The following is a 24,092-nucleotide window of genomic DNA, read 5'->3' as shown; positions in this document are numbered from 1 at the left end:
CCGCGGAAAACCGGGGTTTCTTCGCCAAACTCGATCTGCTGCGCAAGGTGGGATAGCGTGTTGTGCAGGACGGAATGAAGCGGAGTTCGTCAAGACCATGAGCGCATCTACGAGCGAGAAGAAGAAAAAGAAGACTGGCGACAAGGACAAGACCGAGCGCCTCGGTGAAGTACTCGAATTCATGCGGCTGCTATGGGCCGTCGATCATGCGCTCCAATCCACGTCGAAGCGCATGGAGGTCTCACTTGGTGTAACGGGACCTCAGCGACTCGTCATTCGGATTGTCGGACGTTTCCCGCAGATCTCCGCCGGTGAGCTTGCGGATGTGCTCCACATTCATCCGAGCACGTTGACGGGTGTGTTGAAGCGTCTCGAGGCACGCGGGATCATCGACCGCAAGGTGGATTCGACGGACGCTCGACGCGCGCTCTTCTCGCTCACTGCCAAGGGCAAAGAGGTCGACTCGCTGCGCAATGGCACGGTCGAGGCCACGGTGCGCAAGGCGTTGTCCAAGCTTCCGGCACGCAAGGTCGTTGCGGCACGTGACGTGCTCAGCGAGCTCGCCGGTACACTCCTCGAAGATCAAGAATAACCGACTCATGCGAATCCTGCTCGCTGCAGCCGCATTGCTGTTTGCATCTGGTTGTGGCTCGGAAGAGACACCTCCCGAGCAGCCCAGCGATGGCAAGATCCGACCGCCTCCGAGCGGCGAACGGATGACCGAAGCGGCTGCGTGCGCGGCTCTTTCCGATGCGCACTTGGACAAGCTGTTGGCGGTCGGTTGTGCGGGTACGTCGCGCACGTGCCCGACGCTTCTGCGCAGTCAAAGCGGCACTGAGTGCGTCGAGTACGACAAGGGCAGCCTCGATGGATGCGTTGCGCACATCGACGCGCAGGCGACGTGTTCCGAGGTCGCGGCGTCCATCGACGACTGCATCGTGTACGCGTATGCGGACAGCGCGCCGGCGGGTTGTCCTTAGCCGACGCGCATTGCGAGAAGACTACTTCTTCTGCCCCGTGGCCGATGCATCCGGCTCCCAGAGCAATTCTCCCGTTCCCAAGTGCAGCGCGACGTAGCGGCTCCACACGAAGAACGCGTCGCTCAGGCGGTTCAAGTACGTCACGGCGGCGGGATCCACTTCGGTTTGCCGCGCAAGCGTGACGCATAGACGTTCGGCACGCCGACAAACCGTGCGGCACACGTGCAAGTCCGTATTGGCGCGCGATCCACCCGGCAGCACGAACGATCGCAACAGGGGCAACTGCTCCTGGCACTCGTCCATCTCTTGCTCGAGCCGTTCGATGTCGACCGACGTCACGCGCGGCTGTTTCGGATGCACGTCGGCGGGGAGCGTGGCGAGGATCGAGCCCAGGTTGAACAGTTCGTGTTGCACGCGGCGCAGCGTGTTTGCCAGGGCTTCGAGGCGCGTGGCGCTTTCTTCGGATGCGGCTGCTGCGCCCTCGAGAAGGCTTTGCCGAGCGGCACCGACGAACGCGTTGAGCTCGTCGATGGTGCCGTATGTATCGATGCGCGGATCGTCCTTCGGGACACGCTGCCCGCCCACGAGCGCCGTGTCGCCGCTATCACCTTTCTTCGTGTAGACCTGGTTGATCGTGATGCGCGGCTTGTTGAACGTGCGGCTGCTCGCTGTTTCGCCGGTGCTTTCCCGCTTCGACTCTTCCGCCATGGTGCTCGGGTCGTAGGCCGATCGATCGCGATGGTCAAGAAGCGTGCGTACAAGTTCGCGCGTAAGTTGACGTTGGGCGCTGTGCGATGAAAAGTGCGCCTTCATGCGTAAGAGTTCGTTGTCCGCACCTGGATCCATTGGTCGTCTCGTGTTGATTGGTGCGCGTCTCGCGGCCGTGGTGTGTCTCGGTGCAACGACCGTTGCGTGCGGTCCGCCGCCGGCACCGAAGAAGGTCGAATCCGCCGAGGATCGCGCCGAAAAAGAGAAGTTCGACAAGGCCAAGCAGCTCATCGACAAGGCCGATGCCGCGTACAGCGACAAGGACTTCGACAAGGCTCGCAAACTTCTCCGCGAGGCGAACGAGATGGGGGTCGAGTCGCTGACCTTCCAGATCAAGGAGGAGATGGAGAAGGTCGACAAGCGGCACGCGAAGCTTTGGTCGAACGAGATCGAAGAGGTGCTGAAGGAAGGCGATTGCAAAGGTGCCTTCGGTCAGCTCGCGAGCCCGATGCAGGACCTTGCGAGCGAGGACTTCGACAAGGAAGTTCGGCGTCTGCTCGGCGCGGACTTGGTCAAGTGTCTGCAGTCGAAGCTCGAAGCTTCCACGAGTATCGGTAACTATGCCGAGGCGCGGTCGCTGATGATGGATGGCGACACGAAGACGGTTCTCGGGCCCGTGGCGCACAAGAAGATGCTCGCAGCGCTCGAAGAGTCGATTCTGGAGAAGCTCAAGGCGGGCATTGCGGAACCGATTGGTGCCAAGCGTTGGGCGGATGCTGCGCGTGTTGCCGAAGAGGCGGTGAAGAAGGGCGACACCAACGCGGAAGGTGGCAAGGCACTTCTTGCGCTCGTTCGTAAGGGGCTTGCGCCTGAAGTTGCGGCGCTCGCGGAGAAGAACGTAGGCCAGCGCGATGCAGCCAAGGGGCTCACGGAGGTCGACGAGCTCATCAAGTTGGTGATGTGGGACTTGGAGGGCACCGTGAAAGAAAACGCGGCGCCCGAGATCGTGGTCAGGAAGCGTCAGGCGCTCACGACGTGGATCGAAGCGCAGCGTTTGAAGATGAAGCCGGAGAAGAAGCCTGAAAAGCGCTTCGCGCACGGCAAAGTTGCGGTGTTGCCGCCGGCCAAGAGCGACGCGCCGTCGAAGCGCGATCTGGCGCCTGCAACGCCGGTGTGGATCATTGGCCGCACGAAAGATCTCGCGCTCGTGACGGATGCGGATCCGGGCACGGCGAGCACCGAAGTGCTCTTCGAGAAAGCGGTTGGTTGGGCGCCGATTGCGCGTCTAGCGACCAAGAACACGGCCGATTGGTTGCCCCCGGATGATCAGATGCCGGGTCTGCGCGTCTGGGCGCCGCTTCGCGTGGACGAGCCGAACCTGGAGCTTGGAACCGTGGCGTCGGTCAAAGGTCAAGACGTCGTCGTCAAACGCCTGGCTGACGACAAGGAAATCAAGGTCAAGAAGAGCGCGCTGCGCCTTGGCCGCATCGTGCCGGGCATGAAGATTTTGGCGCTGTGCCAGGCCAAGATGCAGATCACGCTCGTCGAGGAATTGATGCTCGACCAGCGCACGGTGAAGCTCGTGTGCGAAGGTGGTTTGCGCAAGGACGAGGTCTTGCCGGGCTTGCGCGTGCGCCCCGAGGATCTTCCCGTTCCCAAGCAGTAGTGGCACGAGCTTTCAGTTTGTCCCCGGGGGGTATGGGGGGCAGAGCAGTCGGCTCGTCTTTTGGGTCGAAGACCCAAAAGACTCAAAGAGCCGCCTGCGAGCCCCCCATCGCAAACTGGCCTCGCGGAGCGGGCGCTTGCGCCCGCGAAGCGAGCATCCAGTCTTGGGCTAGGTTTCTTTCTGCTCTGCCCCCCATACCCCCCGGATTTGCGTTACCGGATTTGCGTTACCGGATTTGCCTCTTACGAATTGTTGCCCAATCTAGAAAGACAACCATGGCGACGACATACACCGATCTTTTGGCTGAGCTACGCAGGACGATTCCGACGGTGTCCCTCGAGGAGATCAAGCGACGCATCGAATCGAAGGAGCCGATGGTGCTCGTCGATGTGCGCGAGAAGGAAGAAAACCGGGCCGGCTACATTCCTGGAGCCATCAGCGTTCCGCGTGGTTTCCTCGAGATGCAGATCGAGGCCAAGGTGCCCGACAAAGACGCTCACGTCGTCTTGTACTGCGCGGGCGGAACGCGATCGCTGCTCGCGTCCAAGACGCTACAGGATCTTGGCTATACGCATGTCGAGAATGTCAATCCAGGGTTTGTCCGCTGGAAGGACATGGCGTACCCGATCGAGATGCCGCCGTCGCTGACGGATGCGCAGCGTGATCGTTATTCGCGTCATCTCTTGTTGCCCGAAGTTGGTGAGGTTGGTCAGGCCAAACTGCTGAACGCCAAGGTGTTGCTGCTGGGTGCGGGTGGTTTGGGCAGTCCTGCGGCGTTGTATTTGGCGGCTGCGGGAGTTGGCACGATTGGCCTCGTGGATGCGGACGTCGTGGATGCATCGAACTTGCAAAGGCAGATCCTGCACGCGACGTCGCGCGTGGGGATGCCCAAGGTCGAGAGCGGCGAGAAGATGATTCGCGACCTCAATCCCGACGTGAAGGTCATCAAGTTCGAAGAGCGTGTGCTGAGCGAGAACGTCGAGCGCATCTTTGCGGGGTTCGACGTGATCGTGGACGGTTGCGACAACTTCCCCACGCGGTACTTGGTGAACGACGCATCCGTGTGGATGAAGAAGCCCGTCGTGCACGGATCGATCTTCCGATTCGATGGCCAGGTGACGACGTTCCACCCGGCCGCTGGGGGACCTTGTTATCGATGCTTGTACCCGGAGCCGCCTCCGCCACATCTTGCGCCGAGCTGCCAAGAAGCGGGTGTTTTGGGCGTCCTACCGGGCCTCGTCGGAACGCTTCAGGCGACCGAAGCGATCAAGTTGATCCTCGGTCAGGGCAATCCGTTGATCGGTCGGTTGCTCACGTACGATTCGCTTCGGATGAAGTTTGGCGAATTGAAACTACGTCGGGACAAGCAGTGCCCCGTTTGTGGCGAATCGCCGACCATCACGAGCTACATCGACTACGAGGGTTTTTGTAACATCGGGTAGTCGAAGCCCGGCCTGGATTTGCGCGCTCGCTTCGCGCGCGTGGGACGCGCGCTTCGCGAGGCCTAGTTTTCGTTGGGGGGTCCGAGGCTCGGCCCCCCCAAACCCCCCGGCCTCGGTTTGTCCCCTAGTTCGAGCCGTACATCGCCACCGTGTCGCGCGATGGTCGCTCGATGCTTTCGATGCGACTCGTCACGATCTGGTGACTCGACTCCACCGACTTGGTCAAACAAAGCGCGTCACCCACTTCGGGTTTGTCCGACTTCGGCAAGCGTGGACCTCGCGGCGTCAGGTTCACTCCGCCGACGAGACGCATGCCCAACGCAACGTGCGCCGCGAGAAATTGTCCCGTACGTCGATCTCGCACAGCCACGCAAATTCCGTCCCGAAAGTGGTACTCCGTGTTGCGTGTGACGTACATGAAAAACCTGCGACGTTCGACGCCCTGATAACTCATCCCCTGCTCCTCGATCGACCTACCGCTCGTGCGTGGTGTGTGTGGTGTTCGATTCGACATTCGCAAGGGGGGCGCCCTTGGGCCAAGTTCGTGGGCGTTTCGGCCAAGACACGGATCGAGGTGCCCGGTCAAGTTTGATCGCGATCGCAACACCTTTTTCGATCTCGACGCGTTAGATCTCTAGGATCACGCGCAATGTCGTCGACGCCTCGATCACCGCATGTCGGTCCTGGGCTTGCCAAGGCTGGGCCTGGCGGATTCGTTCGTCGCAGATGCATCGACTTCGTTGCTGTGGAAGACGGCCCGGTGCGGCAGCTCGTCGAAGCAGCAGACGTCGTCAGTGAAGGGCTTGCGCGGATCGAAGGAAGCGGCTCGGTGTATTACGGCACCACGAGTGTGCTCCTCGTTGCGGCGTCACGAGGCGGCACGCTCCCGGATGTGGATGTGGAAAACCTGTCGACACTCTTGGCGCGTGATCCTCATTTGCGGCTTCGTGCGCTGCGAATCGCAGTGCGCGAGGCTCGAGCGCGAGCGCAAGGTGAACTAGGTCCGGTGTCTGCAGAGATGGACGTGCGTTCATCCCCTGCCGGTGTGGTGGTCACCATCGATGTCGTTGCTGTCGTTCATGCGCAGGCCTCGGGCCAAGCCTCGCGCTAGACTCGCGTCTTCGATGCGAGCGTGGTTCTATTTGGTAGAACGGCACGTTTGTCTGGATCGCGCGTCGCGCTGCCCTATCGTTGTCGAAGAATGTCGTCACCTCGCGCCATGAACGAAAAAGAACGTCGCGATTCTGCCGCCGGCAAAGTCATTCACGTCGTCTTCGGGCCGGGTGGAGGTCGAGTTGCCGAGCCCCCGCGCCCTCCGACGCCCGTCAACGATGCGCAGCCCGCCTTGTCGCTCGAACCGCCGCCAGTACCGCGCGAACCCGCGACCGACGTGTACACGGGCGCCGAAGTTTGTCGCTTGCTCGGCATCACCGCCCAGCGTTTGCGATCGCTCGTGAAGGTGGGCATCGCGTCTCCGAGTGGCCGTCGTAAAGGCCGTCGCGCGTACACGTTCGGCGACCTCATCACGCTCCGTGCAGCGCGTGATCTGCTCGCAAAGAAGGTGCGATTGAAGGACGTCGCCCGAGCCGTCGAGAACATCCGCTCGACGTTGCCCAAGGTCACGCGTCCACTCGCCGAATTGCGGATCGTTTCGGACGGCATAGGCAGCGTCGTCGTCAAGAGCGCTGCGGGAACGTTCGAGCCGCTCACGGGCCAACTGGTCATCGACTTCGAAGTGAAGGCGCTACGCGACGACGTCGTGCGCGTGCTTCGCCCGATGGTCGGCCGCGATCGCGCCAAGACTGCGTACGAGCACTACGTGCGCGGCACGCAGCTCGATGAAAACCCTGCGACGCTGAACGACGCCGAGGAGCTGTATCGCCGCGCGATCGAGCTCGATCCGTGGCTCGCCATCGCGTACACGAACCTTGGCAACATCTGCTTTCGTCGGGGCAACGTGGACGAAGCCGAGCTGCTCTATCGCCGAGCGCTCGACATCGATCGCAAGCAGCCCGAAGCTCAGTACAACCTTGGCTACGTGATGCTCGAGCACGGACATTCGTACGAGGCTGTCGCATTTTTCCGCGGCGCCATCGAAAGCGATCCGCGCTTTGCCGATGCCTACTTCAACTTGGCGATGGCGTACGAGCAGGCCGGCGATCGCGCGAAAGCGCTGCCGTGTTGGCGCAAGTATCTCGAGATCGAGCCGACGGGTACGTGGGCCGAGATCGCGCGCAAACACTTGTGAACGTGTTTGTCTCTACTCTTGCCTCTTCAGCGACAGCGGCCGATCGCTCTTCACCGTTTGGTAATCGCCCGGATTGACTGTGATGGTCATCGTGCGCGGGCCACCGACGTCGTCGTCGAACGTCACGTCGTGCGAGCCCGGTGTGACCTGCACTTTCTTAATTGGCGTTCGGCCGATGGACTTGCCGTCGAGGAGCACGTCCGTGGGCGGATCCGCGAGGATCTCCAAGTAGCTCGAATCATCGGACACTTCGGCTTGTCCGAACCCTTCTGATGTCGTCGTGGCAATGGGCGCCGTGCTTGGGTCCGTTACCTCGGCTTGGGAAGCTCCACCACATCCCAAAGTCGCGGTTGCGAACGTGCCGACGGTCAGCCCCAAGGCGAGGAGAAGCGGCCAGATGCCGCGGGATGCTGCGTTTCGGTTGTTCATCGTGATCACCAGCCTAGCAGCCCTTGGAAAACATCTGGGATTGTCCGTGCATATCCGTTTGCCAAAAGGTCCCCTTTTTGCGGCATACTGCCGCGTCATGATGCAGCAACCGAGCGGCGAGCCGCAGATGGCACAAGGAATTCCTCCGGGGGGTGGCCTTCCGCCTCCCGCGCCTCCGCCTGGTGGTGGTGGTTTTTCCGGGGGTGGATCAGACGGTGGTGGCTTCGGCGGTCCTCCGCCTGGTGGATTTGGCGGCGGTCCTCCGCCTGGTGGATTTGGCGGCGGCCCTCCGCCTGGAGGCTTCGGCGGCGGCGCTCCGCCTGGTGGTTACGGTGGCCCTCCCGGTGGTGCTCCGCCTGGTGGATACGGCGGCCCGCCTGGTGGCGGCCCTCCGCCTGATGGTGGTGGATTCGGCGGCGCTCCGCCTGGTGGATTCGGTGGCCCTCCGGCGGGCGGATTCGGTGGCCCTCCCGGTGGTCCTCCCGGTGCTGGCGGTTATGGCCCACCTCCCGGTGGCGGATATGGACCTCCCATGGGTGCGCCGATGGGCATGCCCATGCCTCAGCAGCAGCCGCAGAAGAAGTCCAACATCGGCATGATCATCGGCATCGGATGCGGTGGTCTCTTCTTGCTCACGCTCATCGGTGTCGGCATCGCGTACTACTACATCAACAAAGCGGCGAAGGCCGTCGTTGCCGCGATTCCGTCTGCGTTCCCGGTCAACTCGGCTGGCGGTATCGATGACGATCCCTTTGACCTCAAACCACCCAAGAGTGGGAACCTGAAGGCCGAGCTCAAAGATCTGCGCAACTTCAAGGCCGACTTCGGCAGCTCGATCCATTTCGTGGGCGAGATCCACAACACCGGTGCCGATCCCATCGGTTACCCGAGCGCCAAGATCACCTTCTTGGATGCCACGAACACCGCGATCGACAGCGGCACGTGCTCCAGCATGATCCGCGACCTCGCGCCGGGTGAAAAAGTCCCCTGCTCGTTCTCGCTCTTCAAGACCAAGACGTGGGCTTCGTACAAGACCGAGATCAAGCCTGTCCGTCCGCTCTTCGTCGGCAAGGCAGCCAAGCTCAAGATCTCCGACACCAAGTTCACGGCCAAGAAGGGCTACAACCCGCATCAGGTCACGGGCAAGATCACGAACGAGAGTGCCTTCAAGGCCAAGGGCGTCTGGGCGCTCGTGTCGCTCTACGACAAGGACGGCAAGATCTGCGGCGCCAACAACGAGCTCGTCGCCGGCAACGACCTCGATGCCGGACAGGGCGGCGTCTTCACCGCGAAGGTCTACAACGTCGCGGGCACGCCCGACACCTTCCGCGTCCTCGCCATCGGCTACGGCGAGTGATCTTCGCTCACGTCCTGCACGCACATGCGCAACCATGAGCGTGCGCGTGCAGGACAAACCTCCCGTTTGAACATTTCAAATCCAGGTGACTCATGAGCGACGTCGGATCGGCACGTCGAGCCAAAGAGCAGCTCAAAAGCGAAATCGGCCATGAACCGTGGTGCGCGGGCGTCGGCGTCGAACGAGAAGACGGCATCGGGTTTGTCGTGCGCGTAAGCGTTCGTTCGAGTGGTTTGTCCGAAGCCCAAACTCGGCTACCTGCCCGCGTGGGCGACGTCGTCGTCAAAATCGTCGAGACAGACGGCTGAGCGTCCCGAGCACACGATCACAACTTTGCAATCGCACTCGACCTGCCCTCCCCGTCCATCCAAAAGCGGGTAAACTCGATCGCTGTGAATGCTCCGAACCTCTCCCGGAGGCTCGCTACTCGTATCATCGATGGCCTCCAGGGGCGGGGGCGCATCGTGGTGGTCCGGGGGAGCACCTCGGCGCTCGTGCGGGCTGTGGACGATGCAATTTCGGCGTTCGTGTCGCCCATCGCCGATCGCTTCGAACATGAACAATCGTCCGCCGACGATCCGCAGACGCGCGATGCGCTCACGCTGCTCGCATCGAGCGTTGCGCGCACGCTGTTCTCGTCGGAGCACCTCGAGGATGTGTTTGCAGATCGCGCGATCGTCGAACGTGAAGTGTTCGATGCCGCGATGAACGCGTTCGCCGAAGAGCAGGAAGCCGAGCGCGCGCGTGTGATGCACGTCGAGTTCGACCTGCTTGGGTACGTCGCCGCGACCGCGGGCAAACTCGCGCCGGAAGAACACGTGACGTCGGCGATCGAGCATGCAGCGATGTCGTTGGGGGTCAAAGTTTCGAACTACGACCCGGCATCACGCGTCGCGACGTTCGAAACAGGTGACGAGACGTTTCCCGATTTGCGCCTCGAGCTGGAGGAAGCCGTTGCAGATGAGCTGTCGTCGCTCGTTGCGCGAGGTGTCGTGAAGCTTCCGGTGCTCGAGCGAACGAGGCCGCTCGTGCGTCTGGTCGACCCGTCGAGTCGCACGCGTCTGATGCGTGTGATGGATCGAGCGGCGACGCGGACATTGCGACGCACGGGATGTTCGGCGCAGTGGGAGCTTCCGGACGACCGGAGTGTGCGAGTGGTGTTCACGCCGCTGTCCGAGCAGGATGCGCGGGACGTTGACACGCATGTGACCGAGTTTGCATCCGAAGTGGACGGCATCTTGGCGGATGCAGGTGCGCCGCTCGTGACGGAGGTTCCTGCGCTGGCGCCTGCTCCGCCGCCGGTCGTGCCTGCGGCGGCTGCTGTCGCGCCGCATCATGACGGCAACGGTACGGCCGAGGCGGAGGAGGTTGCGCCCGAGTCGGAGCCGGAGCCTGTGGCGAAGCCGAAGCGAGCGCCACGGGCGGGGGTACGAGCGAAGGCGCCGCCGCGGGTAGCGCCGAAGCGTACGCCGGCGAAGCGGACGGCGAAGCGCACGGAGGCAGCGGTGGAGAAGCCGGCGCCGCGGAAGAAGGCGACGACGAAGCGTGGGGCGGCGACGAAGAAGACGCGGCCGGCGAAGAAGGGGTGAGCGGGGTTGGCGTCAGGACGACAGCTATCGTGTCAAGCGAGTCAGGGGGCGAACACTTCATCGAGCGAGCTGGCAAAGAGCAGCTTGTCTTCGAGCTTCTCGAGCATGTCGGCGTTTGCGGCCTGAATTCGAGCCGCGATGTTGGGTGGGAGCTCGCCGAACTTGCGACGAAGGAGATGAAGTATCGTATTTCGTCGTCCGCGCAGTTCCCCGCGCAGTTCGCCGCGAAGTTCCCCGCGTCGCTCGCCACGCAGCTCGGCTTCTCGCTGGAATCTGTCCATGATTTCCTGCGTGTTCATGAGAAACTCCTCATCAGCGGGTGAAACGGGTTCGGCAGCCGCTTCGATGCGGTAGCGTACCAGAATTGGCAGCGCGATGCACAGTTCAAAATCCTCGTCGGACAGTGCCTTCAGCTCGGAAACTGCGCGTCTCAAGGTTCGTCCGCGTCCCATCAAACGCAAGAAGCAGCGTCGATCGCTCTTCAGGCAGCTCATTCACGACGACGATCGACGTTGTAAGCCCCGAAGGCGGGCTGTGGACACCTCGAGGCCAACCTTTGGCGCGACGCACACCGTATGCCTCGAATGCCGTCGTGGGTTTGCCCGCGCAAATGATCCATTGGCGGGGCAATCCGGCATCACCCTGCTTTTTGCGAAGGATGTGACGCAAATTGAGGTGCTTGCGAATGCACTCTCCCACGTCGATCACGTCCGGCGCCGATGAAAACAGCTCGAGAGAGCAAGCGTGCTTCGTCATGCGTCCGAGCAGCGTTGCAACGACCGGAGACGAACGATGCGCGTTTGGCACGAAGTAACCATCGGCATTTTGCGGATCAGGGCTCACTTCGAGCTCCGACGTGAACGTGCCGTCGTGTTGCAAGAAGGCACGTAAAAGCTGCTTGCTGGCCTGATCGGACCGCGCTTGCATATTCACAGCGTATTGCAACGACAAAGGTCTGTCAAGGAAATGGTATACCATGACGCACCTTGGGTCGGGCTGAGGTTTTCGTACGGTAACCATCTTCGAGTAATTCGAGCGTTCTTCGTGAATATTCCCGCCCCTTGTCGCACCCAAACTCGCCACTTGACGACCCTGCGATGGCGCAGTGGTATGTTGCGGAAAGGCGATTGGCATGGTGTTCGAAAATCATCGAGAAAACGCGCGGGTTGCTCCAGGCTTGTGGTTCATGGTTGCGCTTTTTGTCGCTCTGTCGACGTCGGGATGCAGCTCTGAATCGTTGGGGGGCGGCGGTGGGAATGGCGGTGCTGGTGGCGAATGGACCGGTTCCCTTGAAACGAGGGACGATGGCGAACGCGAAGCGTTCTTATTGCCGCCTCCTTCGAATGCGCAAACATGCACCGCGAACAATCAGTGTTCGACCGGCTATTGCGTCGATGGTTTTTGTTGCGATAGCAAGTGCGACAACAAGTGCATGGCATGTTCGGCTGCGAAAAAGGGCAGCGGCTCAGACGGCGTGTGTGGATCGATCAAGTACGATACCGATCCCGACAACGATTGTCCGAACGGCGCATGCGACGGCAAGAACATGTGCAAAAACTACAATGGTGCTGCATGCACGTCTGCTGCGCAATGCTTGTCGAATTATTGTGTCGACGGGTATTGTTGCAACAACATTTGCATGGGCGCGTGTCAAGCATGTTCGGCTGCGAAAAAAGGCAGTGGAAACAATGGCGCATGTGGTGCCATTGCGGTAAATACCGATCCCGACAACGAATGTGCCGGCGGCGAATGCAATGGGACGAGCGGCTGTACGACGCCGCAAACGCCTGCTGCGAATGGAACGCCTTGTACGTCGGCTGCGCAATGCGCATCGGGATATTGTGCCGATGGCGTATGTTGCGACAGTTGGTGTCTGGGCAGTTGCCAAGCATGTTCGGCGGCCAAAAAAGGCAGCGGCGTGAATGGCGTGTGCGGGCCCATTGCAAACGATACCGATCCCGACGAAGAATGCTGGGGCGGGTCCTGCGACGGCAAGTCGACGTGCAAACAATACAATGGCGTTCCCTGCACGAGCGCTTCGCAGTGTTTGTCCGGGTATTGCGTGGACGGCTTCTGCTGCGGCAACATCTGTAACAGCATGTGCTACGCATGCTCGGAAGCGAAAAAAGGACAAGGGTACGATGGCGTGTGTGGTCCCATCGCATCCGGCAAAGACCTCGAAGACGAATGCAACCCTGGTGAATGCAACGGCGCGGGAAGCTGCAATCAGCCTCAGACGCCCCAAGCGAACGGAACGGCGTGCGTATCAGGCGGGCAGTGCGCATCGAGTTATTGCATCGATGGTGTCTGTTGCGAAAACGCGTGCACGGGAACGTGCATGGCGTGCACGGAGGCGAAAAAAGGCAGCGGCGCCGACGGCATTTGCGCGTCAATTGGGTACGACCGCGACCCGGACGAAGAATGTTACGGTGGAGGATGTTCGGGCAGCGGCGCGTGCAAATACTACAATGGGCTTCCTTGCGTAAACGGCTCGGAATGCCTGTCCAACTATTGCGTCGACGGATATTGTTGCAACAACGTGTGCACGGGCGCGTGTGCTGCGTGTTCCGCGGCCAAGAAAGGATCCGGATTCAATGGCGTGTGCGGTCTCATCGCAGCGAACACCGATCCGGATAACGAATGCACGAACGGCGAATGCACCGGGGCGGGCGCGTGCAACAGTCCGCAACAACCGGCAGCGGACGGAACGCCGTGTGCATCTGCGGCGCAATGTGCATCCGGTTTCTGCACGGATGGCGTATGCTGCAGCGGCGCGTGCAATGACCCGTGTTTGGCGTGCACGGCTGCGAAAAAGGGTCAAGGCTCCGATGGAGCGTGCGGCCCGATCATCGCGGGGACCGATCCAGATAGTGAATGCCCGACGAGCGATTGCAATGGCGCGGGCGCATGCATCACGCCGATGAACCTTCCCAATGGAACGTCGTGCGCCGCGTCGTCGGAATGCGCGTCCGGCCATTGCGTCGACGGCTTGTGTTGCGACGATGCGTGCACCGGGTCGTGTTTGGCGTGCACGGCTGCTAAAAAAGGTCAAGGCAGTGACGGAACGTGCGGACCCATCAAGTACGACACCGACCCCGAGGAGGAGTGTTACGGCGGTGCGTGCAATGGAAGCGGCGGGTGCCAATCCTACAACGGCGTGCCCTGCACGATGGGCACGCAATGTTTGTCCGGGTGGTGCGTCGATGGGGTTTGCTGCGGTAACCACTGCGGTGGGCTCTGTTATGCGTGCACGGCAGCGAAAAAGGGCAGCGGATACGACGGCGTGTGCGGCTTGATCGCCAATACGATGGATCCGGACGCTGAATGCCCTGACTCTTACTGCAATGGCGCAGGAGCGTGCAAAATCAATACATGTACAACGCACGGTGATTGCGCACAAGATGCGCTTTGTCTGGGTGGCCAATGCGTGTGCAACGAGGGATATTCGGGTGGCGGCCTCACTTGCACGGACATCAACGAATGCCTGACGAACAACGGTGGCTGTGACACCAACGCGATGTGCATGAACATGCCCGGCACGCGAACATGCGAATGCAATCCGGGCTTCACGGGTGACGGTTTTACATGTGCGGACGTCGACGAGTGCCTCGTGAACAACGGCGGATGCGACGTCAATGCGACGTGCACGAATATCAGCGGTTCGCGAACGTGCGCGTGCAATACGAACTATCAAGGCGACGGTTTCACGTGCATTTACAATGGCCCCATCGTGGAAATCGAAGCCGGCTACGATTCAGCTTGTGCTCGCGACGCAGACAACCGCGTGAAGTGCTGGGGGGCCAATGGCACCGGAGGTCTCGGCTTGGGCGATAAACTCATTCGTGGCGATGGTCCCGGCGAAATGGGCAACAACCCCGCGCATCACACGTGCGCATTGCTCAATGATGCCACGGTCAAGTGTTGGGGAAACGCCACCGAAGGAAGGTTGGGGCTTGGCGACATGCAGAAACGCGGCGACAATCCCGGCGAAATGGGCGACAACCTGCCCGCGGTCGACCTAGGTACGGGAAAAACGGCCCTGAGCATTACGACGGGCTATGGAAATACGTGCGCGCTGCTGACTGACGGAAGCCTGAAATGCTGGGGCATGAATGATTTCGGCGTGCTCGGTCTGGGCAATAATGTCGACCGCGGAGACCACCCAGGCGAAATGGGCGACAACCTGCCCGCGGTCAATCTGGGGACAGGTAAAACAGCAGTGGCCGTTTCCATCTACTATCACGCCGCCTGCGCGATCCTGAATGATGGCAGCCTCAAATGCTGGGGCTACGGCGGTACGATCGGCGCGGGCGACAGCATCACCCGTGGAGATGGTCCAGGTGAAATGGGCGACAACTTGCCCACCGTCGACCTCGGCACTGGAAAGACTGCGATCGCCGTCCGCGTTGGCATGGAACACAGGTGCGCGATTTTGAATGACGGCAGCGTCAAATGCTGGGGCCATAGCACCTACGGCGAGCTCGGCCAGGGTGACATGTTGAGCCGCGGTAATGCGCCAGGTCAAATGGGAGACATGCTGCCCATCGTGAATCTCGGCACAGGCAAGACTGCGCTCGCATTGACCGCCGGCCACTCGTTCACGTGTGCCGTGTTGGACGACAATTCCGTCAAGTGCTGGGGACGTGGCACCTACGGGCAACTCGGTCTTGGCGACAAGAACAACCGTGGCGATGGACCAAACGAAATGGGCGATCTCTTGCCAGCGGTGAACATCTTCTGATTCGCGCCGCGTCCGCTCACTTCCTCCGATAAATCCAAATCACCGGCACTCCGTGCAGCCCGGCCACATGCGCGGGCTGCACCGTCCCGTACGCGACCCACGCTTGATATTCCTGCCCCTGCATGTGGTGCTCGTGATGGTACAGCGCAAACATCGCATCGTGCACCGATCCGGTGCCGCGAATGTCTTTGCGTAGCCGCCCATCTTTCAAAAGCATTTCCCACGCAGGCCACGACGTATCATGCACGTACACCGTGCCATTTTTCGGCACTTCACGATTCAAATAATCCACCACCGAGCCCGTCGTGTAGCCCCAAAACGTTCGATTGAGGCCCAGCGTCGCCGCGCCTTTTGCCCCGCCCACGAGCGGCGTGTAGCTCGACAACCCCCACGGATGCGAGCTCCACGTTTCCGCCGCCGGCGCTGCAATCGCCACTGCAAAAAATGCAGACGCTGCAATCGGCCCTCGAGCTGCCCGGCGAAGCGGAGCTTGCTTCATGCGACGCAGTTCCATTCGCAAAACAGTCGCCAAATACGAAAATCCAACGCCCGCAAACAGCGCAAGGAACGGATACGCCGTCATCCAATGCTTCGTCCCGCCAAAAATCGGCGTCGATGGAAATACCCACGCGCCATAAGAAATCCCCGCGCCGCAAAGCCACAACAAAAACACGCCGGCATCGTCGTCCGTTCGCCGAACATCCACACCGGGATGCGCGGAGCCCGGGGAGATGTCCGATTTCGCGGCGCTCGTGGTGGTTCCTGTTGTTTGAGCCCGCGAAGCGGGCGAGTTCCGGGGGACCGCGAGCGCCGCGAAATCGGACTCTCCCTGGGCGGGCGATTTTGAATAGCGAGCCCAAATCTGCCTGATCCGCTGCGTTTCCCTTCGAGCACAAACGACCAAGCCCACGACGAGCAATGAAAGCGTCACCATTGGCACCGTCGCAGCGGTCATGAACGGCGCATACAGCCTCGGCATCGGCGGTTTCCAATACGTCTTCCCGAAAAATTCCATGTTGTAATATTCATGATGTAAGTGAAAATTCGCATATGCCCGCAGCCGCGGCAACGTGTCGTGCCAAATCCATGGCCAAAACGTGTACATCACGAGCGGCCCGAGCACCGCCATGCACCCCAGCGTCGCAAGTGCTCGATCCAAAAGCGGTTTCCATTCACGCCCCGAATACTTCGCTCGGAGCACCACCACGGCGGAATGCACGATGCACAGAATCGGCAAGAACCACGAATTGTGCTTCGTATCCAGCGCCAAACCGAACGAAAGACCCGTTGCAATGGGCCACGCCCAGCCGCCATGCCGCAGGCTTTTCCAATACGTGTACACCGTCAACAAAAACATCGTGACGATCGGCACGTCGAAACACGCAAGGTGCGCGTGATAGAAAAATCGCGGCATCAGAATGAGCGCCAGCGCTGCAAACACGCCCGCAAGCCGCCCGCGCGCCTCCGCGCCGAACCGGTACACGAGCGCCACGGCTGCACCTGCAAGCGCAATGCCGGGAAATCGATAACTCGTCCCCTCCATCGAAAACAAATGCAGCTTTTTTTGCAATATCAAATGTGACAACGCGAAGAGCGACTTGATGAGCCCAGGATGTTCGCTATTGACTCGCCACGCACCGTCAATCGCCTTCCGATCGAGCGCAGCGCGAGGATTCGAGAACAAAAGATCGAACCACCTTCCATACGTATCGGCCGAATAAAAATAAAATCCTTCGTCGCGCGAATAACCAAGGTTCGACGTCGTCGCCACCAAAACGGCCATGACACTCGCAGCAAGACACGCGGCGACGAGATCATCCTTCCAATCGAGCTTCACGCCACTCATCGCGAATCCGCCTCGAAACAAAAATGCCTGTGCATGAAGTTCCTGGTCGATACACCAAATTCGACGACCGCGCTTTTCTTTCCCGCATGCGCGCCGAGCGGCATCTCGAAGAGCGACCACCCATCCCCATCGCGATGCTCATATTTCCCAATCTCGACCCCGTCAACTCGAACGCTGATAGATACGGGGGCTCCGAGTCCGTCTCGCTCGATCATCCAGTACATGCCCCCATGTCCGCGAATGACGCTTCCCAAGGACACATCGGAAAAACGAATGATAACTTCGCCCTTCTGCGGCGGATGTGCCCATATGCAACGCCGCGGACGAAAGTCGTGATCGGCAATCACGGTTTGCGATACATTCAAAAAATAACCTCCAGGGCATTCGAATCGTGCAGCCGGAAACGTGGGATGGCCCCCGAGTCCCCCTGCGACGGGCCGCGCGCTCGTTGTGTACGTACAATTGGCCGCGGGATCCGTGGTCCGCACGGTAGCTCGGCCGCCCACGAGGTTGTCCACGAAATCGAAGACGATCGGCTTGTAGTTCGGGTTTTCGAGGCGCCTCAGCGTAAATGGCCCGACTTTTCGCGTTGAAACCTCGCGAAACCCTGCGAGCTCCGGAGAGGTTTGTCCAAGCATGCCAATTTCGAGCGCCGTGGCGTACCTCGTCATGTCCGGCCGCGCAGCATCCTTCAATGGGAACACCTCGTCACCCAGCGCCTGACGCGCCAAAGGATCGCCCCACAAAGGCGCAACGACGACCACGTCGCCTTCACGACGCTCTTCGGCAACCGGCCCCACGAGCTGCGCCCAATCGCCTGGATTCGGCGCCTTTTTCGCGTGGTAAACGTGAAGCCCCAATTCAGCCACGCCCAGAGCAGCCACTCCCAACAATGCTCCGCGAGCCCACCCTTTCGATGGGACAAACCATTGCCGTCGAGCCTCTTCCTTGGCCATGGTCATCCCGTGACCTTTCCCGCTTCTTCCCGGCGCTCGCGGCGAACGAGCGCAATGCACGCGAGCAAGCTCCCAAGTCCCACCACGAGGCCCAAGACAAACCCAGGTGCTCGATAACGAAGCGTCACTTCTCGCGTTCCCGCAGGCACTCGCACGGCAACTCGATTGTCTTTGTTTACCACGGTTCCTGCCGACGCACGCCAACCCTCGTCGAAATTCATGTTGTACACGACCAGCGTTTCGGCTGTGATTCCATCGAGGCTCATGGTGACGCTATTCAACGTCCGGTTCGCGATCTTTGCGGTCCCCTGCCCTTCTGCCACGAAAAGCTCGCCGCGATAACGTGGATCGGTCTTCGCCAATGCCCCTCGACGGTCGAACGGAGGTGTGCCATAACAATTGATCACGCCCGTATTTCCGAGCATGGCCAAATAAAGCGGCCCCGCCCAATCTCGTCGCTTGTATTGAAATGGCGCCTCCTGCGTAAAGAAAAACTCGCGGCCTTGCGGTAGTTTGTCCGGAGGAACCATCCACATCGATTGATTCATCGGCAATTGAGCCACACGCGCGATGTCGAGCGCCAGGGCGAACACCAGCATGCCTGCGGCCGCGTCGATCCACGGGCGCCTTCGCCCTGCGCGTTCGATGATCCGCCCGATGCCCGCAGCCGCCACGATTGCGAGCAAAAGGACCGCTGGATACAGAAATCGCGACGGAACGTGCTGCGATTTGAATACGGGGGCAATCGCATGCAGCAGCGTCCAAGGTGCTGCCGGATGAAACGCCCCGAATCCCAAAATGCCCAGCACCACACCCGCCACTTTCAGCGCCGCTTCGCGCTTGCCTTGCACGAGCAAAAGCCCCAGCGCCAAAAGAATCACGCCGGGCAGCGAAATGTACATGCCCCATTCGTGCCACCCATAAGGCGATACGCGCGCAGGGCGCGAAAAGTAGCTTTGATCGGGCGACGTGAGCAGCGTGAAAAACGCGCCGATTTCGAGCGATTCGGTGGATGGCACGAGCCGCGGAGCCTTGCCGAATACATCCAGCATCGGGACTAACTTGGGCGCGGAAAGACCCACGCCGAGCAGGCCACCAACGCCAAGTATCACGAGCGGCCGGACGGTCTTGTCGATAACGCCGAGCATGACGGCGTAAAGCCCGAGCGCCAGCACGGTATGTGGCAATGGGTAAATGCCGCCGCTGTACACGAGCGCCGCGAAGGATGCTCCGAGCAGCGACACATCGAGCCAACGCGAGGGGGTTTGTCGCGCTCGCTCGAAGAAAAACAGCACCCAAGGAAGAAACGCATAAGCCAGGTGCCACGTATGACCCACCGCTGTTTGCAGGCCCCACCGCCCGTTCACCGCCCACAGCGCGACGACGAGCGCTCGTGCTGCGTGGCTCGAGGTGAAACGCGACGCTGCAGCATACGCGCCGATGGCCCCGACAAACGCCATGCCGACGACTTCGATGCGCAGGGCGAGCGCCATCGGGAGAAACAGATACGCAGCGAGCCATGGAGACACGAGGATCGTGCCCGCTTCGACGTACCCCCACGCGGGAAATCCTCCGCACGCGTACGGATTCCAGAACGGCATCTCGAAGTGCTCGAGCAACGACTGCTTGACAAGTTGCCGATGCGATGTCTGCACGTCCCAGTCGTGAAAACCGAGCGTATGCGTGATGCGCAGCCACGGCAGGACCACGATGACGACGGCCGAGACGATCGACATCGCTGCGACGATCGATGCGGCAGCTCGCGGCGGATCCGCTTGAAGCGCGGCGAGCTTTTCGCGCAGCGAGGCTCTTGTGGACGGAGCGGAGGAGTTCACGTAGCGCGCGGACGTTAGCACGTTGCCCCGCAAAGCTGGCTCGGCTAAAGGCATCCGTCGTGCAAGTCCTGAAGCGAGCGTTTTACGAGGTCCACCGGCGCGCCGTTCAGATCCCGCGTGCAAGCCGCGTCACCGACACGTTTGCGCGACTTGCGGGCTCGGCAGAATCGCTGCTCGACGTGGGCGCTGGGGATGGTGAGATCGCGGCCGAGGTAGCGCGGCGACTCGGTGCACAGCGCGTCCTGGGCGTGGATGTGCTCGTGCGGCCGGTGACGTACATCGAGGTACGATCGTACGACGGTGAACGATTACCGTTCGAGGATGAAGCATTCGAGGTCGTGACGATCTCGGATGTGCTGCATCATTGCGCTAGGCCAAATGAAGTGCTGCGTGAATGTTTGCGCGTGGCGTCTCGGTGTGTCCTGGTGAAGGATCACTTTTGTTATGGCCCTCTATCGCGCGCTTTGCTTTGGGCTTTGGATGTCGCGGGCAATGCGGAGGCCGGGGTGCTCGTGCGGGGGACGTACTTTTCGCCGGCGCAATGGATTGAAATGGTGCGTGACGCGGGAGGGCTCGTTGCGGAGCTCGAATGGCCGATGCAGGTGCATGCGACGCCTTTGCGCTACGTGACGCGGGACGAAGTGCAGTTCGCGATGCGCGTGGAGAAGGGCTAGAGCAGGTTTGTCACGCCACTTTCGATCGCTGCACGACGACGGCGGGGATGACTTCTGGTTCGGGCTTGTGCGTCTTGGGATCGAATACGCGTGCCGGCGGTTCTTTGATGTCCCAAACGATTCGGAAGGCGGCGAGCAGGCGCAGGACGTAGTACGTCACGTCGTACTCCCACCAGTAAAACCCTTGGCGCGTGCTGTTCATGAAGTGGTGGTGATTGTTGTGCCACCCCTCGCCCATCGTGATGATCGCCAAGAACCAATTGTTGCGGCTGTCGTCGTTCGATTCGTAGCGTTGATTGCCAAGCATGTGGCTGAGCGAATTGATCGTGAACGTGCCGTGCCACAAAAGCACCGTGCTCAGGAAAAACCCAATCAGCAGCGCCGAAGAGCCGCCAATGAGGTACGTCGCTACGCCGAGGACCGTGGGCGGCACGAGCCAATATCGGTTGAGCCACACGAGCTCGGGATACTTGGCGAGATCTTTGATGCGATTGTAATCGGTTTCTTGATTCTCTGGGGCGAAGAGCCACCCGACATGCGAATACCAAAATCCGCGTCGCGAATTGTGTGGATCGCCTTCATGGTCCGACAATTTATGATGAACCCGGTGATGGGCACCCCACCAAAGCGCGCCCTTCTGAGCGCTCGTTTGGGCCAAGAATGCCAAAATGAATTGGAAAACACGGCTCGTCTTGTACGTGCGATGCGCAAAGTACCGGTGATAGCCACCGGTCACACCGAACATCCGCACCCAATAAAGCACGGCACAAGCAGCCCAATCTTGCCACCGTGCTCCAGTCCAGAACGCAAGCAGCGGGAGCAAGTGCACGACGATGAACGGCACCGCTCCCAGTTGGTGGTAAAAACGAAGCGGCTTTTCCGTTTCAGCTTCGAGCGCTGGGGCAGCCGTTTCTTCCGGTGGGGTCGTTGCAGAGGGCGGCAGTATTTGTGTTTCCGAACGCGTGGAGCTCACATTGCCGGTTGTCGCATGTGCGCGCGTACGTGACCGTCACAGTCGGGTCATCTTTGTTCTTGGTTTCGCTGACGAATCACAGCTCCACAGCAATCCTTTACGAATACAAAAAAAAGAAAGGGGCACCCCCTCGAATCAGGCTTCGGAAGCATGATCCGGCGCGCGGGAGTGCCCCTGTCCGGCCGTCCGATCATCGGTTGGCGATGATCGAGCGACCTCGCTCGCGTCCCGAAGGGGACCGTCGGCTCGACGCTATGTCATTGCAGGAGGGATGCCGCGATGAAGTGTGAAGCTTGCGAACGAAAGGTTGGAGGGGACGAACACGAGCTTACTGATCAAAAGCCCGTGCGACGGATGGCCTTGTACGCCGACGATGCCGTGCGGAGACCGTAGACACAGCCCGCGCTGCATCCCTTGCACTCGGTCGCGTACATCGATCCCCAGCCGTCACCCGAATTGTACATGATGACGTGTCCGGCGCCGTTGGTGTTGTAGACCATTGCATCAGCCGGTTTGACCGAACCGCGCGACACGGTCGACCATTGCGACGACGAACCCACCAACGTGGCCGTGCTGACCGGGTGCTCATTCTTCGAAAGCGCGCCCGTCGCGCCGTTCACGCGCCACGCCTTGCCAATGAAACCGGAGCAATCCGCGCCGTACTTGCCGCTATGCGAGCAGCTCGGACAGCTACCCGAACAGGAACCTTTCGTCGACGACGACGGGCCTTCGGCGAGCCATGCGCCGCCGCCCCACCAATACGAGAATCCGACGACCGACTTGCCGCGCTTCAGCGCTTCTTCGCGCCCGGCGCTCAACGTGCCGCCGCCGCCGCCCGACGTCACCTTGGTGTAGTACTGCCCCGAGCTCCAGCCCGTCGTGCCATTGTGCTTGATCTTGTACCACCCATTCTTGGGCTCCGCGGTAACGACCGATACTTCCGACCCCGATGGCACCACGTGCAAAATCGAGTAGCTCGTGCTCGGACCCGTGCGCAAGTTCACGTTCGTCGTGGACTTCAGCTTCGTGCCCACGGCAATCGATCCGCTCACGCCTTCGGTCGTAGACGCAACCGTCTCGTCCGCTCCAATGAGCTCTTCGGAACCAAGGTCGTCTCCGCCCGAACATGCGGGCAAAAGACCCATCCCCAAGGTAGTGGCTAGCGCAGCAACCAAAGTCAAGCGGCCGGTGTTGTTCATCGTGGGTTCTCCTCCAAGCTCGCGCTCTACACAATTTCCATGCCAACCATGCTGTCCTGCGAACGAGCAACTTTGCGGCAGCATGAACAACCTTCATGAAAAAGGACCTGGATCCTCCTTTAGCCAGGTGGATCGTGAATGCCTCAGGACGTGGCGATCCATGTCGAGCCAACAATTCGCTTCGTTACCCGAGAGTTTTTCCTTCGTGGCCAACCTCTGGTACAAGCTGATGCGACATGGACAGCAAGCGTATCGCGCTCGGACTGGGCATTGCCGTCGTCGCCGTAGGTGTCGTCGTTGCTCGTGGTTGCATGACCGACCGTTCTCGCGGCTCGGGCGCAGCCGCGGATCAATCTGCTACGAGTGCAACATCTTCCGAACAAACGCGCGCTCGGCCCGCGGGGCCGGCGGGTCCCGTCACGATCGTGGTCGATGCGGGTAGTTCCGATGCTGCGGTGGACACGGGCCCGGACATCTTTTTCAAGGCTGGATGGGGCAGCAGTCGCATGGACGAGCTCGGGCGCATGCGACCTGACGAGGCAAACCCCGAGGCGCCGATGAGTTTGACCTTGGATGGCAAGGGGCGGATGTACGTATTGGACCAGGTCAACGGTCGAGTGCTTCGGGTCGGGGCCGATGGAAAACCCGAAAGCGTTTTTCCTTTGAAACAGCAAGAAGCCGCGCAAGACATCGCGATCACGGACGACGGCAAAGTCGCGGTGCTCGATCGGTTCAACAGCAAATCGATTGTCATGTACGACGAGCAAGGCAATTCGATGGGCGAAATTCCGCTCCAAGGCGAGGGGCTCGAGGAACCGGGGCTCGTGACGGGCGTGTTCGTCGACGGCAACGACGTGTATGTCGAAAAGGAACACGGTTCGCTCATGCGCGTGGGTACGACCGATGGTCAGCCTTCGGCCGATCGAGGGGAATTGCCAGGGCGGCCTTCGCGCGATGGGCAGAGCTTGCTTCATGCGGGCGTCATCGACGTAGCGGCTGGGCGCATGTACGTATCGGCGATCGATCGGCCGACGATGCAGCACCGTTTTACCAGGGAATTGCGCCATGGAGCTGAAATCCGCGGCATTTTGATGCTCGACAGCGACAAGATGGGCACCATTTATCTCGCCACGCAGCTCGATCAGAACGGCGCCGAGGTGGTCATTTTGACGTGTCTCGAGCCGCTGAAGGGTTATCCAACGGGCAGTGCAATGCTTCCGGTGAACACGATGCCGGAAGAAACATTTCGTGACTTCGCAGTGCTCGACGACGGCGGCGTCATCTATTCGGTGCGCACGGAAGAAGGCGTGAGCTACCAGCGGTATGATTGCCCTTGAACTGCCTCACCCCCCGGCCCCCTCTCCCCTCGCGCCTGCGGCGCGGCGGAGAGGGGGCTGGGGGGTGAGGCAAACTTGCAACTTTTGCTGGGAATCGTTCTACGATGCGCGT

Annotated in this window: 22 protein-coding genes; 12 read left to right on the top strand and 10 right to left on the bottom strand. The window is 60.8% G+C overall.

Features of this window, described 5'->3' with window-relative positions; all coding sequences use genetic code 11:
- Positions 1–97: 97 nt before the first annotated feature.
- Complete coding sequence (locus IPM54_27325; protein ID MBK9263505.1) at positions 98–592, top strand: MarR family transcriptional regulator; 495 nt, start codon at positions 98–100, stop codon at positions 590–592.
- A gap of 7 nt (positions 593–599) precedes the next feature.
- Entirely contained in the window at positions 600–980 is a 381-nt protein-coding gene (locus IPM54_27320) for a hypothetical protein (protein MBK9263504.1), read from the top strand.
- 21 nt (positions 981–1,001) lie between these two features.
- On the opposite strand, the gene IPM54_27315 is transcribed toward IPM54_27320, so the two are convergent.
- Complete coding sequence (locus tag IPM54_27315; protein MBK9263503.1) at positions 1,002–1,688, bottom strand: cob(I)yrinic acid a,c-diamide adenosyltransferase; 687 nt, start codon at positions 1,686–1,688, stop codon at positions 1,002–1,004.
- Positions 1,689–1,791: 103 nt separating this feature from the next.
- Between IPM54_27315 and IPM54_27310 the strand changes: the two genes are divergently transcribed.
- Together IPM54_27310 and moeB are read left to right on the top strand one after the other, a co-directional pair.
- Positions 1,792–3,354: a hypothetical protein gene (locus IPM54_27310; GenBank protein MBK9263502.1), complete on the top strand. Its 1,563-nt coding sequence runs from the start codon at positions 1,792–1,794 to the stop codon at positions 3,352–3,354.
- A 275-nt stretch (positions 3,355–3,629) separates the two neighbouring features.
- On the top strand, positions 3,630–4,796 hold the full coding sequence (gene moeB / locus IPM54_27305; GenBank protein ID MBK9263501.1) for a molybdopterin-synthase adenylyltransferase MoeB: 1,167 nt from the start codon (positions 3,630–3,632) through the stop codon (positions 4,794–4,796).
- 124 nt (positions 4,797–4,920) lie between these two features.
- Here moeB and IPM54_27300 read toward each other — a convergent pair whose 3' ends face one another.
- A complete protein-coding gene (locus IPM54_27300; protein MBK9263500.1) occupies positions 4,921–5,250 on the bottom strand; it encodes a hypothetical protein in 330 nt (109 codons plus the stop codon).
- Between the two features lie 195 nt (positions 5,251–5,445).
- Here IPM54_27300 and IPM54_27295 point away from each other — a divergent pair, with 195 nt between their 5' ends.
- On the top strand, positions 5,446–5,907 hold the full coding sequence (locus IPM54_27295) for a hypothetical protein (GenBank protein MBK9263499.1): 462 nt from the start codon (positions 5,446–5,448) through the stop codon (positions 5,905–5,907).
- Positions 5,908–6,015: 108 nt separating this feature from the next.
- The gene (locus tag IPM54_27290) at positions 6,016–7,044 is read left to right on the top strand and encodes a tetratricopeptide repeat protein (GenBank protein MBK9263498.1); all 1,029 of its coding nucleotides are present in this window, start codon (positions 6,016–6,018) and stop codon (positions 7,042–7,044) included.
- 12 nt (positions 7,045–7,056) lie between these two features.
- On the opposite strand, the gene IPM54_27285 is transcribed toward IPM54_27290, so the two are convergent.
- Positions 7,057–7,473, bottom strand: a complete 417-nt coding sequence (locus IPM54_27285) for a PEGA domain-containing protein (protein MBK9263497.1) — start codon at positions 7,471–7,473, stop codon at positions 7,057–7,059.
- A 1-nt stretch (position 7,474) separates the two neighbouring features.
- On the opposite strand from IPM54_27285, the gene IPM54_27280 reads away from it, so the two are divergent.
- The 3 genes from IPM54_27280 to IPM54_27270 all read left to right on the top strand — a co-directional run bounded on the left by IPM54_27280 (position 7,475) and on the right by IPM54_27270 (position 10,419).
- Positions 7,475–8,830, top strand: a complete 1,356-nt coding sequence (locus tag IPM54_27280; GenBank protein MBK9263496.1) for a hypothetical protein — start codon at positions 7,475–7,477, stop codon at positions 8,828–8,830.
- Between the two features lie 92 nt (positions 8,831–8,922).
- Positions 8,923–9,138 (top strand): hypothetical protein, encoded by a 216-nt coding sequence (locus tag IPM54_27275; GenBank protein ID MBK9263495.1) that lies wholly within the window; start codon positions 8,923–8,925, stop codon positions 9,136–9,138.
- An 84-nt stretch (positions 9,139–9,222) separates the two neighbouring features.
- Positions 9,223–10,419: a hypothetical protein gene (locus IPM54_27270; protein MBK9263494.1), complete on the top strand. Its 1,197-nt coding sequence runs from the start codon at positions 9,223–9,225 to the stop codon at positions 10,417–10,419.
- Positions 10,420–10,460: 41 nt separating this feature from the next.
- On the opposite strand, the gene IPM54_27265 is transcribed toward IPM54_27270, so the two are convergent.
- Both IPM54_27265 and IPM54_27260 read right to left on the bottom strand, forming a co-directional pair.
- Positions 10,461–10,718, bottom strand: a complete 258-nt coding sequence (locus IPM54_27265; protein ID MBK9263493.1) for a DUF4351 domain-containing protein — start codon at positions 10,716–10,718, stop codon at positions 10,461–10,463.
- Between the two features lie 85 nt (positions 10,719–10,803).
- Positions 10,804–11,346 carry a hypothetical protein gene (locus tag IPM54_27260; protein MBK9263492.1) on the bottom strand — a complete coding sequence of 181 codons (543 nt, stop codon included), beginning with the start codon at positions 11,344–11,346 and terminating at the stop codon, positions 10,804–10,806.
- Positions 11,347–11,551: 205 nt separating this feature from the next.
- Here IPM54_27260 and IPM54_27255 point away from each other — a divergent pair, with 205 nt between their 5' ends.
- Positions 11,552–15,160 carry a hypothetical protein gene (locus tag IPM54_27255; protein ID MBK9263491.1) on the top strand — a complete coding sequence of 1,203 codons (3,609 nt, stop codon included), beginning with the start codon at positions 11,552–11,554 and terminating at the stop codon, positions 15,158–15,160.
- Positions 15,161–15,176: 16 nt separating this feature from the next.
- On the opposite strand, the gene IPM54_27250 is transcribed toward IPM54_27255, so the two are convergent.
- Genes IPM54_27250 through IPM54_27240 form a run of 3 tightly spaced genes read right to left on the bottom strand, consistent with a single transcriptional unit; the run spans position 15,177 to position 19,797 of the window.
- Positions 15,177–17,006: a glycosyltransferase family 39 protein gene (locus IPM54_27250; protein MBK9263490.1), complete on the bottom strand. Its 1,830-nt coding sequence runs from the start codon at positions 17,004–17,006 to the stop codon at positions 15,177–15,179.
- Complete coding sequence (locus IPM54_27245) at positions 17,003–17,962, bottom strand: hypothetical protein (GenBank protein ID MBK9263489.1); 960 nt, start codon at positions 17,960–17,962, stop codon at positions 17,003–17,005. The genes IPM54_27250 and IPM54_27245 overlap by 4 nt, the downstream gene beginning before the upstream one ends.
- 2 nt (positions 17,963–17,964) lie before the next feature.
- Entirely contained in the window at positions 17,965–19,797 is a 1,833-nt protein-coding gene (locus IPM54_27240) for a hypothetical protein (protein MBK9263488.1), read from the bottom strand.
- Positions 19,798–19,856: 59 nt separating this feature from the next.
- On the opposite strand from IPM54_27240, the gene IPM54_27235 reads away from it, so the two are divergent.
- Entirely contained in the window at positions 19,857–20,471 is a 615-nt protein-coding gene (locus IPM54_27235; protein MBK9263487.1) for a methyltransferase domain-containing protein, read from the top strand.
- Between the two features lie 10 nt (positions 20,472–20,481).
- On the opposite strand, the gene IPM54_27230 is transcribed toward IPM54_27235, so the two are convergent.
- Together IPM54_27230 and IPM54_27225 are read right to left on the bottom strand one after the other, a co-directional pair.
- Positions 20,482–21,324 carry an acyl-CoA desaturase gene (locus IPM54_27230; protein MBK9263486.1) on the bottom strand — a complete coding sequence of 281 codons (843 nt, stop codon included), beginning with the start codon at positions 21,322–21,324 and terminating at the stop codon, positions 20,482–20,484.
- A gap of 455 nt (positions 21,325–21,779) precedes the next feature.
- Positions 21,780–22,643 (bottom strand): SH3 domain-containing protein, encoded by an 864-nt coding sequence (locus tag IPM54_27225; GenBank protein ID MBK9263485.1) that lies wholly within the window; start codon positions 22,641–22,643, stop codon positions 21,780–21,782.
- A 236-nt stretch (positions 22,644–22,879) separates the two neighbouring features.
- Between IPM54_27225 and IPM54_27220 the strand changes: the two genes are divergently transcribed.
- A complete protein-coding gene (locus IPM54_27220) occupies positions 22,880–23,980 on the top strand; it encodes a hypothetical protein (GenBank protein ID MBK9263484.1) in 1,101 nt (366 codons plus the stop codon).
- Positions 23,981–24,092 lie beyond the last annotated feature (112 nt).

Source organism: Polyangiaceae bacterium, from assembly GCA_016715885.1.
Taxonomy (GTDB): domain Bacteria; phylum Myxococcota_A; class Polyangia; order Polyangiales; family Polyangiaceae; genus Polyangium.
Note: the sequence above shows the minus strand (reverse complement) of the source record. Positions and strands in the feature narration are given on the sequence as shown.